Source organism: Streptomyces brevispora, from assembly GCF_007829885.1.
Classification (GTDB): Bacteria; Actinomycetota; Actinomycetes; order Streptomycetales; family Streptomycetaceae; genus Streptomyces; species Streptomyces brevispora.
This window is the reverse complement of sequence record NZ_VIWW01000001.1, coordinates 2,402,713-2,415,201: the sequence shown is the minus strand read 5'-3', so window position 1 is coordinate 2,415,201 and position 12,489 is coordinate 2,402,713. Positions and strand designations below refer to the sequence as shown.

Sequence of the window (12,489 nt, the reverse complement as noted above, 5' to 3'; positions counted from 1 at the left end):
GACTTACCTTGAGCAGCAGCAGATGAGGAGTGCCATGACAGTCACCGCGGAGCGCATGCCCGCCCTCTATCTCTCCCACGGCGCCCCGCCGCTGGCCGACGACCCGGTCTGGCCCGGTGAGCTGGCCGCCTGGTCCGCCGGGCTGCCACGCCCCACCGCCGTCCTCATGGTCTCGGCCCACTGGGAGGAAGCCCCGCTCGCCCTCGGCGCGACCGAGACGATTCCGCTCGTCTACGACTTCTGGGGCTTCCCCGAGCACTACTACCGGGTGCGGTACGCCGCCCCGGGCGCCCCGCAGCTGGCCGAGAGCGTTCGCAAGCTGCTCCGCGGCGCCGGTACGCCGGTCCAGGACATCCCGGACCGCGGGCTCGACCACGGGGCGTACGTCCCGCTGGTGGAGATGTTCCCGGAGGCCGACATCCCGGTGCTGCAGATCTCCATGCCGACGCTGGACCCGCAGAAGCTGATGGACATCGGGCGCAAGCTCGCGCCGCTGCGCGACGAGGGCGTCCTGATCGTCGGCAGTGGCTTCTTCACCCACAACCTGGCCGCTCTGCGGCATTCGGGCGGCGGCACCCCCGGGTGGTCGGCGGAGTTCGACGACTGGGGGAGCCGCGCACTCCAGGCGCAGGACATCGACGCGCTGCTGGACTTCGAGAACAAGTCCCCGGCGGGCCGGCTCGCCCATCCGCGCACCGAGCACTTCGCCCCGCTCTTCGTGACGCTGGGCGCCGCGGAGCGCGACCTCGACCAGGGGCGCAGCATGATCGACGGGTTCTGGATGGGACTGGCCAAGCGTTCGTTGCAGTACGGCTAGGAGCGGCGCCGCGCACTCCCGGTACGGCGCGGGCGTGCGACGCAACGCCCCGTGGGGCCCGTCCGGCGGGCGCGCTCGCCGGACGGGCCCCGGTTCATGGCAGGGATCAGAGGACCGGCGGGTTCAGTTCGATCGAGCGGAGCGCGGCGGCCAGCGCGGTCGGGCCGCCGACGTCCAGTGCGGTGTCGGTGAACTTGATGGTGTGGTCGTCGCCGTGCGCGGCAGCCTGCGCGAAGACCTCCTCGGGGGTCAGGCCGTCGGGCGCGGCCGGGTAGTCGGCGGGCCGTGCCGGGGAGTACGCGGCGGTGACCGCCGCACCGGCCGCCCACGCGGCGCCCAGGCTCGGAGCCCACAGCTCCCGGGGGAGCGCCGGCAGCGTACGGAGTACGGCATTGGGTGCGGTGGCGGCGTGCACCAGCATGACCGGCGAGCCGTGCGCGTACGCCGCGTAGCGGTGGGTCGCGGCGCGCACCAGTTCTTGGAGCCGGGCGCGGGCGAGGTCGGGGTCCGCCACGGGCTGCCCCGGCCACAGCGGGAATCCGGTGAGCTGCCCGAGCCGTTCCCGGATGCCGCCGTTCTGGTCCGGCACCCGGTCGACCGCGTCCAGTGCGGCCGCTGCGTCGGGCGCGGGCGGGAGCGCGGTCAGCGGGGGCAGCGGCTGATGGCGGGCCGCCCAGTAGCCGAGCCCGTGGGCGAGTTCCGCGACGCGGGGCGCGTTCTCCCCCGAGGTCAGCAGGGTGCGTACGCAGTGCCCGACCCGGATCACCGGGTGCGTGGCGCCGGCCGCGATGCCGGGGAGCAGCCGGGGCCACCACTCGGCGAGGACCTCGCGCCAGGGCCGGTCGGCCGTCTCGCGCTCGAAGTACGCCGTCCAGTCGGCGATGCGGCGCGGGTCGCCCAGGGCCTCGCGCCAGTTGGCCGGGGTCACCTCGGTGAACCGGTCCGGCATGTCCTCCAGTTTCGTGCGGTAGCGGTCCAGCCACCGGTGCACACCAGGTGCCTGGCCGTGGTGCACCAGCGCCTCGACCGCCATCGGGGCGTGATTGCTCAGCCAGCCCTCCCGCTCGGGGCCGAAGGAGTGAAGCCGCTCCAGTGCTTCGTCGAGCGTGCCGGAAGTGTCGTGTGCCTTGAGCGTCGTGTCGTCCATGCGCCATCACGCTAGGCACCGCAACGGCGCTCCGTAACGGGCTGCGGACCTAGGGATGCCACGGTCTGTGGGCGTAGGGACGTGACCGGCTGCGGACCTAGGGCACCGCGGCCGGGACCAGGTCCGCGGTTCCGGTTGTCGCGGCTGGACCAAGGGCTCGCATCGGCACTACGGGCATCCCCGGGCAACCAGGAGCCGGTGCGGGCCGTCTTCGGAGTAAGAGCGCAACCAGGGGCGTTGGCCTAGTGCGAGAGGGCACCGTGTCGGATGTGAGGGCGGTCTCACGTGCGTCATGGCTGGAGATGTCCGTGAGGGCTCCAGGCCGGACTCGATACCCGGCCTGACCTGCACTTGCGCACCGAACTGGGTCAGGCACCCTCCCCGGGTGACGCGACAGGGTACTGCATGATCGCGAAAATGAATGCCAGGCGTGGGAATTCTGTCCGGATTCCAGTCGTTGTTTCCATCGGAAGCAGGGCACCCGAAAGGGTGTCGCGACCTACTCAGCAAGGAGCACGCATGGCAACCCGTGCCGTCGCCCGTCGTTCGTCCGCCACCGGCGGGACCAGCCGGGCAAGCAGTGTTCGCGCGGTGGGCGGGGAGATCGCCGATCGCGACCTGGTCGGCATGTACCTGGACGAGATCGCGCGTACACCGCTGCTCGATGCCGCCAAGGAGGTCGAGCTGTCGCAGATCGTCGAAGCGGGCGTCTTCGCGCAGCGGATCCTGGACGGCGTGGTGGAGAGCGATGCCGGCGGGGCCTCGCGCGAGGAGCTCGAGGCGCTGGTCGCCGAGGGCGAGCGCGCCAAGGACGTATTCATCCGGTCCAACCTCCGACTCGTGGTTGCCGTCGCCCGCCGGTATCCGAGGGCCGGGCTGCCCCTGCTCGACCTGATCCAGGAGGGCAACGCGGGCTTGGTCCGCGCGGTCGAGAAGTTCGACTACGCCAAGGGTTTCAAGTTCTCCACGTATGCGACGTGGTGGATCCGGCAGGCCATCACCCGCTCCATAGCCGACCAGTCGCGCACGATCCGGCTTCCCGTCCACCTGGTGGAGGAGCTCGGTCGGATCCGTCGTGTACAGCGCGAGTTCAACCGTGAGCACGGGCGAGACCCGGAGCACGCGGAGATCGCCGCCGAGCTCGACTCCACGACATCGCGGGTCGGTGACGTACTGGACTGGGCCCGTGACCCGGTCAGCCTGAACATGTCGGTGGACGACAACGGCGACACGCAGTTCGGCGACCTGCTGGAGGACACCTCGGCGGTTTCTCCCGAGCAGTCGGTGATGACGCTGCTGCGCAGTGAGGAGCTGGAGGACCTGATCGGCAAGCTCGACAACCGGACCGCCTCCATCATCCGAATGCGCTATGGCATCGAGGACGGCCGGGAGCGGACGCTGACCGAGGTGGGCAAGCAGCACGGGCTGACCCGGGAGCGAATCCGCCAGATCGAGAAGCACGCGCTGCTCGAACTGAAGAGAATGGCTCACGACACGGGCTTTGACGCTGCGGCGTGAGCCCAAGTCCAGTAACCTCCGAATTGGGCCGCTTCACTTCGGCCCCCTGAGCTGAGTCCCGGCGCCCACCCCCCCCTGGCGCCGGGGCTCATCCTTTTCGGGCCGCCGGGGGCGCTGCGGCGCGGGTGAGCCTGCCGCCCAGATCGTTCAGATACGTCACCAGCTGCGGCGGCCGGTGCGCGGTGAATTCGCAGTCGACCATCGCCAGCCGCACCGCCACCCACTCCAGCGAGTCCGACAGCACCGCGCGCAGCCGGCAGCTGTGCTCGCCGGTCGGCTCCAGCGGGCCGATCGAGGCGGGCAGCCGCGAGGCGACGAATTCCGCCGGGGCCGCGAAGCTCACGTCGACCGCCAGCTCCGGCTTGATACGCGCCATGGAGTTGCTCAGGAACTCCGCCGCATCGCCGGTGGGCAGCTCACGGGGCACGAAGCGGGCCCCGGTCGGATACGGATCGCTCACCCGGTCGACCCGGAAGGTGCGCCAGGCATCCCGCTCCAGGTCGTACGCGACCAGATACCAGCGCCACCCGGTGCTGACCAGGCGGTACGGCTCGACCTGCCGCCGCGTCTCGGCGCCGTCCCCCGCGCGGTACGCGAACCGCAGCCGCTCCCGCCCGGTGACCGCCGACGCCATCACGGTCAGCGTCTGCGGGTCGATCGTCGCACCGTCACCGCGGGTCAGCGGCACCGTGGCGTTCTGGAGGGTGGAGACCCGGTGGCGCAGCCGCGACGGCAGCACCTGCTCCAGCTTGGCCAGCGCCCTGACGGAGGCCTCGTCGACGCCCTCGATGGCGTGACCGGCCCCGGCCCGCAGCCCCACCGCGATCGCCACCGCCTCCTCGTCGTCCAGCAGCAACGGTGGCATGGCCGTGCCGGCCACGAGCCGGTAGCCGCCGACCGAACCGCGCGTCGCCTCGACCGGATATCCCAGGTCACGGAGGCGGTCGACGTCCCGGCGGATGGTGCGCGGGCTGACATCGAGTCGGTCGGCGAGTTCACTGCCCGGCCACTCGCGCGGCGTCTGGAGCAGTGACAGCAGATTCAGCAGTCGTGCCGGGGTGTCGGTCATGTCACCCAGGATGCCCGCCCATTGGGTCACGACCTGACCTAATGGGCATTTAACTTCTTCGTATGACTTCTTCAGCACCCCAGCCGTCCGGGGCGGCCGCCCCCGCGGTGTCCTCGGACTCCTCGGACCGCCGCCGGTGGTTCGCGCTGGCCATCGTGATGACCGCGGCCTTCATGGACCTGGTCGACGTCACGATCGTCAACATCGCCATCCCGAGCATCCAGCGGGACACCGGTGCCACGTTCAGCTCGATCCAGTGGATCACCGCCGGATACGCCCTGGCCTTCGCCGCGGGGCTGATCACCGGGGGCCGGCTCGGCGACATCTACGGCCGTAAGCGGCTGTTCCTCATCGGGATCGGCGGCTTCACCGTGGCCTCCGCGCTGTGCGGCTTCGCCGCCAACCCGGAGATGCTGGTCGCCTCCCGCATCCTCCAGGGCGGCACGGCCGCGCTGATGGTCCCGCAGGTGCTGTCGATCGTGCACGCCACCTTCCCGGCACACGAGCGCGGCAAGGTCTTCGGTCTCTTCGGCGCGATCGTCGGCCTCGGTGCCGTGTCCGGGCCGCTGCTGGGCGCGCTGCTCACCGAGTGGAACATCGCCGGTCTCGAATGGCGTCCGATCTTCCTGATCAACCTGCCGGTCGGCGTCGCGGGTCTGATCCTGGGGCGCAAGTTCATCACCGAGTCCAAGGCGCCGAAGGCGCTCCGGCTCGACCTGATCGGTGTGGTGCTGGTGACAGCGGGGATGCTCATGCTGATCTACCCGCTGACCCGCGGCGAGGAGCTGGACTGGCCGCTCTGGGGTTACTTCTCGATGGCAGGCAGCCTTGTGGTCTTCCTGGTCCTCGTGCTCTTCGAGCGGTCGAAGACGCGCCGGGACGGTTCGCCGCTGGTCGAGCTGTCGCTGTTCCGGGTCAAGAGCTTCGCCGCCGGTATCGCCGTGCAGCTGACCTTCGGTATCGGCCTCGGCATCTTCTTCCTGGTCTGGACGCTGTACATGCAGATGGGGCTCGGCTGGAGCGCGCTGCGGGCCGGCACGACCGGTATCCCGTTCTCGATCGCGGTCTCGGTCGCCGCCGGGATCTCCGTACAGAAGCTGGTGCCGCGCTTCGGCCGCAAGGTGCTCCAGGCGGGAGCGCTGGTGATGGCCGCAGGGCTGATGCTCTACATCTGGGAGTCCGACCGCTACGGCATGGGAATCACGTCCTGGCAGATGGCGCTGCCGCTGGTCGTCATGGGCGTCGGCATGGGGCTGATCGTGGCCCCGCTGGCCGACGCGGTGTTGTCCGAGGTACCGAAGGAGCACTCGGGATCCGCATCCGGGCTGTTCAACACCGTGCAGCAGATGGGCAATGCGCTCGGCCTCGGACTGGTCTCGGTCATCTTCTTCGGGTCGATCGGGGACAAGCTCAAGCCCGCGGAGGTGGGGCCGGCGTTCGCCGAGGCATTCCAGCACTCGCTGTGGTGGGTGGCCGGAGTGCTCGGGGTGATCTTCCTGGTGATGTTCGCACTGCCGGCCCGGCCGAAGCAGCACGTGGAGGAGGATGGCGGCGAGGCGGCGGCCGACCCCACCGCGGAACCCGCCAAGGAGCCCGCGCTCGCACACTGAGCGGGCTGGGGCCGGACTGAGAGCGGTCTGAGCGTGTGACGGTGCCCGCACCCCTGAGGGGTTGCGGGCACCGTCATGTCCGTTCACGACACCGGCCCGCGGTCCCGCCCCGCCCCGTGTCGTGCCCCGTGCGATCAGCAGATGCGCGTACGGCTCTCCATCGCGATGCGCGCGGTCTCCTCGTCGCCGTACACCTCGCACATGTGGCGCCCGTCCGGTGTCGCCGTGTGCTCGACCTCCCACAGGCTCGTCTCGCTGCCGTCCAGGAGCAGGAAGGCGTGCTCGTACAGCGTGAAGCCCGCGTCCCGCCCGTCCACCTGGCACTGCCGGCCGAAGATCTGCGTGATGTGGTGGGCGAAGGCGGCCCGCAGCAGGCGGGCGGTTTCCTCGCCCGGGACGTTCCCGTTCTCCGCGCGGCGCAGTACCCGGCGGGCGTGGTCCGCGGAGTTGTCCGGGGCGTACATCCGGGGGAGCGGGGCCGGGGGCGCGGCCATCAGGGTGGCGAGGATCTCCAGGTCGGCCTGCGGCCCGTCGTCCCCGAAGACCAGGGCGTCGCAGAAGCCGGCGAGCCGGGCCGCGGCGATGTGCACGTCCGCCTCGTCGTCGTAGAGCTCGTGCTGCCGGATGCCGGGCTGCGAGCCGTACTGGGGGTCCGCGGTGTCCCGCTGACCGCAGTGCACCAGCTCCCAGAGGGCGAACGGGCTGCCGTCGGCCAGCAGGTACGTATGCCGGTAGGTCTCGCGGTGCAGCGTCGAGCTGTGGTGCGAGGAGTGCAGGGAACTGCTGTGTGCGAGCGCTGTGCCGAGCCGCTCCACCGTGCTGTCCGACAGGTCGAACGAGTTGAGAGCCCGTCGCAGGAGTCGCTCGAGGTGCTGCTCGGTTGTCTCGTACGGATCGCTCAAGGTGCTGTCTCCAGGCCGTCGCCGCGTGTTACCCGATGCGTGCTCAACGTAGTCCCTGGGTCTGACATCGTGACAGGGCTTCAGGAAAACTTACGACACACGCAGAAGGTTCCCGGCAATTCCTCCGAACTTCCTTACGTGCAAGGCGATTCGGTTTCAGGGCTGCTGTCGCCCTCCGGCTGCCGCGAGTGCTGCTGCACACCGTAGAGATCGCTGTACGAGAGATATGTGCCGCCGCCTTCGCTGCCGTTGACGCCCGTGGCGGCCCGAACGGCCTTCACGATGGCACGGGTCACGGCCTCCGCACCCGCCGCCAGCAGGTCATTGAGCGCGATCGGGTTCGCCGGGTCCAGTGTTCGTCCGCCGGTGGCCAGCGCGAATACGGTGTCCCCGTCGGTCAGCAGATGCACGGGCCGGATGGCGCGCGCCAGTCCGTCGTGCGCGGTGCCCGCGAGCTTCTGCGCCTGCGCCCGGCTGAGATCGGCGTCCGTGGCGACGACGGCGAGCGTGGTGTTGAGCGGGGGGCGCGCGTTCGCGTCGCGCGCCTGCGCCAGGCGCTGTTGCGCCGTGTGGTGGATCTCCGGCGCGGGGGCGACGGCCGGCTCGGCGGCGCCGTACTCCCCGTACAGCACCCCGGTACGGGGATCGAGCACCGAGCCCGCCGCGTTCACCACGACCAGCGCGCCCACCGTGATCCCGGACGGCAGCAGGACGCTCGCCGTCCCCACCCCGCCCTTCAGCCGCCCGGCGACCGCACCGGTACCCGCGCCGACGCATCCCTCGGCGACCGCCGCCCCCGGCTCCGTGCACGCGGCGTCCTCCACGGCGGCCCGGCCGGTCGACGCGTCCGGGCGGGCCCGCCAGTCACCGCCCCGGCCCAGGTCGAAGACGCACGCCGCCGGGACCACCGGAACGACCTGTGCCGGATCGGCGCCGACCCGCACACCGCGCCCCTGCTCCTCCAGCCAGGCCATCACCCCGGACGCCGCGTCCAGGCCGTACGCGCTGCCGCCGGTGAGGACCACGGCATCGATGCGCTGCACCAGATTGCGCGGGTCGAGCGCGTCCGTCTCCCGAGTGCCGGGGCCGCCGCCGCGCACATCGACGGCGGCGACCGCACCGCCCTCGGGGGCGAGGATCACGGTGGTGCCGCTGAGCGCCCCCTCACCCACGACCCGCGCATGCCCGACCCGCACCCAGGCGACATCGGTCAGCGCGTCAAGCCGCCCTGCGGGCTGCGGCGGACCCGACGGTGGTGACGGCTCGGACGGTTCCGACGGCGGTGAGGGCGGTGACGACTGTGACGGTGGTGACGGCTGTGAAGGGTTCAGCGGGTCCGCGCTGTCCTGGCCGGTCATCCGGTACTCCTCGTGTTCTGGTCGCGATCGGGGTGGTGATCGCGATCGGGGTCGCGATCGTGGTGGTGATCGGGAGTGCGGGCGGCTGACTGCTGGTCAGCGCAAGGTGAACGTACCTGCGGGAGCGGAAGGACCGGGCGAGGTCGAAATATCGCGAACGCATCCACAAGCGAACGATGGGTCAAGGTCCCGGAAGTAAGGCCGGCTCGGACGATGCAGGCGTAGGCCGCACCGGCTTCGGACGGAACCGTCGGCCCTCGCCCACCCCGGGTGGATCGCCCCCGCCCGGGGAGTCGTTGCCGCGCACGGACTGCATGCCGTATGAGCGGTGCACCTACCTGGCCGCCTGACGGACTGCACGCCGTGCGAGCGGTACACCTACCTGGCCGCCGGACTGCATGCCGTATGAGCGGGACACCTACCTGGCCGTCTGACGGACTGCACGCCGTATGGGCGGTACACCTACCTGGCCGCCTGGATGCCGCCTCGCTCCAACACTCGCACCCCCGTATGGCCATAAAACAGGACCAACTTCCCCACGCGGTCCTACCGTGACGGAGTGACCGAGCCACCAGAGCCCTCTGCCGCCACCGCGCAACCCGCCCCCGGTGCAGGCACCGGGGCGTCCGCGGCGGTCGGCACCCTGCCGTCCGCAGACGGGCCCACCCGCCCCGCTGCCACGGTTCCCCGGTCCGCCACCGCCCGCGCCACCGCGGCCGGCGTCATCGTCTCCCTCCTGCTCGTCCTCGCGATCGTGCTCGGCAGCAGGCTTCTGGAGAACTTCGACTCGGCCCTGCTGCCCTATGCCGTGGCCACGGTCTTCCTCGCCTTCGGGGTTGCCTACCGCTACACGGTCTGGGTCTCCGCGCCCGGGGCCCGGCGGCTGCTCAAGAAGGGCTGGGGAAGCCTCTTCTCGGTCGCCAACTTCCGTAAGGCCCCCACGGCCCTGCCGAAGATGATCGCCACCTACCTCGGCTTCCAGAAGTTCCTCGGCGCCCGCTCCCGCGCCCGCTGGGCCGCCCACCAGCTGATCTTCTGGGGCTGCATCCTCGCCTCCTTGATCACCTTCCCGCTGACCTGGGGCTGGTTCACCTTCACCTCCGGCAGTGGCGCCGGGCCCGGCTACGAGATGCGTATCTGGGGCTTCAAGATCATCGGGTTCGACTCCCTGAACATCCTCGGCCGGCTGATGTTTCACGGCCTGGACATCGCCGCCGTTCTCGTCATCCCGGGCGCCTCCTACTTCCTGTGGCGCCGGATGAAGGACCGCGGCGCCATCACGGGCCAGCGGTTCGGCTACGACCTGGTACCGCTGATCGCGCTCATCGTCATCTCCGTCACGGGCCTGCTGCTCACCTTCTCCTCGATCTTCCTGCACGGCGGCGGATACGAGTTCCTGGCGATCCTCCACATGGTGTCGGTGGTCTTCACCCTGATCTACATCCCGTTCGGGAAGTTCTTCCACATCGTCCAGCGGCCCGCCGCGGTCGGCATGCAGCTGTTCAAGTACACCGGCCGGCAGGACCAGCAGGTCTTCAGCTGCCGCCGCTGCGAGGAGCCCATCGACACCGCCCCGTACGTCGACAACCTCCGCGGCACCATGCGCGACCTCAGCCTCGACTTCGACGCGTGGGCCGAGTACTGCCCGCGCTGCAAGCGGGTGCTGCGCGGCAGCGCCTATCTCTCCCAGGTGAAGAAGGGCTTCAAGTGACCGCGGATCCCCGAGTAGCCGACCCCCGAGCAGCCGGCCCGCGAGCTGCCGGCCCCCGTGCGGCCGTTCCCCTCGACCCCTCCCTCGCGCCGCCGGGTACCCGCGCCTTCCGGGACGCGGGCGGCATCCCCGCCGACCAGTGGCATGCCGACCAGAACGGCGAGACGCTCGTCCCCACCCACTGCTGCTTCTGCGGCGTCCAGTGCGGGATGTATCTCCGCGTCGACCGCGCCGGCAAGGTCTTCGGCGTCGAACCGCGCAACCACGACATCAACCGGATGCGCCTGTGCCCCAAGGGCATCAACGCGTACCAGCAGGTCAACCACCCCGACCGGCTCACCGCCCCGCTGATGCGCCGCTCCCGTGAGGAGGACTTCCGGGAGGTCTCCTGGGACGAGGCCCTCGACTTCACCGTCGCCGAGATCAAGCGCATCCAGCAGACGTACGGGAACGACGCCTTCGGGTTGCTCGGCGGAGCCAGTCTGTTCTCCGAGAAGACCTATCTGGTCGGCAAATTCGCCCGGGTCGCCCTCAAGTCCCGGCACGTCGACTACAACGGCCGACTCTGCATGGTCAGCGCCGCCGGCGCCAACAAGCTCGCCTTCGGCATCGACCGGGCCGGCAACCCCTTCTCCGACATCCTGCTCACCGACTGCCTGCTGATCGCGGGCTCCAACGTCGGCGAGTGCTTTCCCGTGATGACCCAGTACGTGTGGGGCGCCCGGGACCGTGGGGCCAGCCTGATCGTCATCGACCCGCGCGAGACGGCCATCGCCCGGACCGCCGACATCCATGTCGCCCTCAAACCCGGCACTGACTCGGCGTTCTTCAACGCCGTGCTGAACGTGGTCATCGAGGAAGGGCTCACCGACGAGACCTATCTCGCCGCTCATGCCACCGGCTGGGAGGAGGTGAAGGCCAAGGCCGCCGAGTACCCGCCGTCCAGGTCCGCGGAGATCTGCGGTGTCCCCGCCGAACAGATCGTCCAGGTCGCCCGCACCTTCGCCCGTGCGCCCAAGGCCATGGCCTGGCACGCCCGCGGCATCGAGCACCACTCGCAGGGCGTCGAGAACTGCCTCGCCGTGATCAACCTCTGCGCGGCCACCGGGCACATCGGCAAACCCGGTGCCGGATACGGAACCATCACAGGTCAGGGCAACGGACAGGGCGGCCGCGAGCACGGCCAGAAGTCCGACCTCCTGCCGGGCGGCCGCTCGATCGCGAACGAGGAACACCGCCGGCAGATCTGTGAGATCTGGGGCATCGAGGAGTCCGAACTCCCGCCCGCCGGAACGTCGATGATGGAAATGGTCTGGCAGATGCGACGCCGCGAGATCCGCGGACTGATCGGTATCTGCAACAACCCGTTCGTCTCCCTCCCCAACTACAAAGTGGTCAAGGAGGGTTACGACACGACAGAGTTCCACGCCCAATTCGATTTCTTCCTTTCCGAGACCGCTGCCAACGCCCATGTCGTCTTCCCCGTCACCACCTGGGCAGAGGACGAAGGGGTGATGGCCAACGCCGAGGCCCGCGTGGTCAAGCACAACAAGGCCCAGGACCCGCCTCCCGGTGTGCGGACCGACACCTGGGTGATGTGCGAACTGGCCAGACGCCTCGGCGCGGGCGACAAATTCGCCTTCGCCGGCTCCCGCGAAGTCTTCGACGAACTGCGGATCGCCTCCGCCGGCACCGTCAACGACTACTACGGCATCACCTACGAACGTCTGGAGGAGACGGGCGGAATCGCCTGGCCCTGCCCCTCCATCGACCACCCCGGCACACCCCGTCTCTTCGAGGACGGCAGGACCTACCACCCCGACGGCAAGATCCATATGCAGGTCGTCGACTGGCACCCGCCGATGGACCCGTACGACGACGAGCACCCGATGTCCCTCACCACCGGACGCACCGTCGCGCACTTCCTCTCCGGCAACCAGACCCGCCGTCTGGGCGCCCTCGTCGAACAGACCCCGCGCCCCTGGGCCGAGATCCACCCCTCCCACGGCTTCCGCAACGGCGAACCGGTCCGCGTCGTCACCCGGCGCGGCAGCGAGGTCTTCCCCGCCCTGGTCACCGAGGCGATCCGCCCCGACACCGTCTTCATCCCCTACCACTGGCCCGTTCCCACCTCCGCCAACGCGCTGACCATCGACGCCCTGGACCCCCGCTCCAAGATCCCCGAGTACAAGGTGTGCGCCTGCCGCATCGAGCACGCCGAGAAGATCGACGAGGTCCCCGCACCTCCTGCCGCACCGGGCCATGTCGCCTACCCGGAGACCCAGGTGTCCCGTACCGACCCGTTGCCGCCCACGGCCCCGCAGGGCCGCGGAACCTCGGAGAGGAGCTGAGGCCCG

The 12,489-nt window shown here is 70.1% G+C and carries 10 protein-coding genes; 5 read left to right on the top strand and 5 right to left on the bottom strand.

Translation table 11 applies throughout. The features are described 5' to 3' along the window. The first annotated feature begins 34 nt into the window (after positions 1-34). Positions 35-817, top strand: coding sequence for a dioxygenase family protein (locus FHX80_RS11045; RefSeq protein ID WP_145764042.1), 783 nt, complete (start codon positions 35-37; stop codon positions 815-817). Positions 818-923: 106 nt separating this feature from the next. On the opposite strand, the gene FHX80_RS11040 is transcribed toward FHX80_RS11045, so the two are convergent. Next, positions 924-1,964: a questin oxidase family protein gene (locus FHX80_RS11040; RefSeq protein ID WP_145764041.1), complete on the bottom strand. Its 1,041-nt coding sequence runs from the start codon at positions 1,962-1,964 to the stop codon at positions 924-926. Between the two features lie 519 nt (positions 1,965-2,483). On the opposite strand from FHX80_RS11040, the gene FHX80_RS11035 reads away from it, so the two are divergent. After that, the gene (locus FHX80_RS11035; RefSeq protein ID WP_145764040.1) at positions 2,484-3,482 is read left to right on the top strand and encodes a sigma-70 family RNA polymerase sigma factor; all 999 of its coding nucleotides are present in this window, start codon (positions 2,484-2,486) and stop codon (positions 3,480-3,482) included. Between the two features lie 88 nt (positions 3,483-3,570). Here FHX80_RS11035 and FHX80_RS11030 read toward each other — a convergent pair whose 3' ends face one another. Beyond that, complete coding sequence (locus FHX80_RS11030) at positions 3,571-4,551, bottom strand: helix-turn-helix transcriptional regulator (RefSeq protein WP_145764039.1); 981 nt, start codon at positions 4,549-4,551, stop codon at positions 3,571-3,573. A gap of 62 nt (positions 4,552-4,613) precedes the next feature. Between FHX80_RS11030 and FHX80_RS11025 the strand changes: the two genes are divergently transcribed. Then, a complete protein-coding gene (locus FHX80_RS11025) occupies positions 4,614-6,161 on the top strand; it encodes an MFS transporter (RefSeq protein WP_145764038.1) in 1,548 nt (515 codons plus the stop codon). 134 nt (positions 6,162-6,295) lie between these two features. Here the strand turns inward: FHX80_RS11025 and FHX80_RS11020 are convergent, their stop codons facing one another. The 3 genes from FHX80_RS11020 to FHX80_RS35600 all read right to left on the bottom strand — a co-directional run bounded on the left by FHX80_RS11020 (position 6,296) and on the right by FHX80_RS35600 (position 8,584). Then, complete coding sequence (locus tag FHX80_RS11020; RefSeq protein ID WP_145764037.1) at positions 6,296-7,063, bottom strand: DUF6227 family protein; 768 nt, start codon at positions 7,061-7,063, stop codon at positions 6,296-6,298. A 134-nt stretch (positions 7,064-7,197) separates the two neighbouring features. Beyond that, on the bottom strand, positions 7,198-8,277 hold the full coding sequence (locus FHX80_RS11015; protein ID WP_280118774.1) for a P1 family peptidase: 1,080 nt from the start codon (positions 8,275-8,277) through the stop codon (positions 7,198-7,200). 4 nt (positions 8,278-8,281) lie between these two features. Beyond that, positions 8,282-8,584, bottom strand: a complete 303-nt coding sequence (locus FHX80_RS35600; protein ID WP_244318218.1) for a hypothetical protein — start codon at positions 8,582-8,584, stop codon at positions 8,282-8,284. A gap of 396 nt (positions 8,585-8,980) precedes the next feature. Here FHX80_RS35600 and FHX80_RS11010 point away from each other — a divergent pair, with 396 nt between their 5' ends. Both FHX80_RS11010 and FHX80_RS11005 read left to right on the top strand, forming a co-directional pair. Continuing rightward, positions 8,981-10,132, top strand: coding sequence for an MFS transporter (locus FHX80_RS11010; RefSeq protein ID WP_145764035.1), 1,152 nt, complete (start codon positions 8,981-8,983; stop codon positions 10,130-10,132). Next, complete coding sequence (locus FHX80_RS11005) at positions 10,129-12,483, top strand: molybdopterin oxidoreductase family protein (protein WP_145764034.1); 2,355 nt, start codon at positions 10,129-10,131, stop codon at positions 12,481-12,483. Before FHX80_RS11010 ends, FHX80_RS11005 begins: the two co-directional genes overlap by 4 nt. Positions 12,484-12,489: the final 6 nt, after the last annotated feature.

Bases quoted from the DNA above. Each gene is read 5' to 3' on its own strand.
- FHX80_RS11045 (WP_145764042.1), top strand. From the start codon at position 35: ATGACAGTCACCGCGGAGCGCATGCCCGCCCTCTATCTCTCCCACGGC.
- FHX80_RS11030 (WP_145764039.1), bottom strand. From the start codon at position 4,551: ATGACCGACACCCCGGCACGACTGCTGAATCTGCTGTCACTGCTCCAG.
- FHX80_RS11040 (WP_145764041.1), bottom strand. From the start codon at position 1,964: ATGGACGACACGACGCTCAAGGCACACGACACTTCCGGCACGCTCGAC.
- FHX80_RS11035 (WP_145764040.1), top strand. From the start codon at position 2,484: ATGGCAACCCGTGCCGTCGCCCGTCGTTCGTCCGCCACCGGCGGGACC.
- FHX80_RS11025 (WP_145764038.1), top strand. From the start codon at position 4,614: ATGACTTCTTCAGCACCCCAGCCGTCCGGGGCGGCCGCCCCCGCGGTG.
- FHX80_RS35600 (WP_244318218.1), bottom strand. From the start codon at position 8,584: ATGCGTTCGCGATATTTCGACCTCGCCCGGTCCTTCCGCTCCCGCAGG.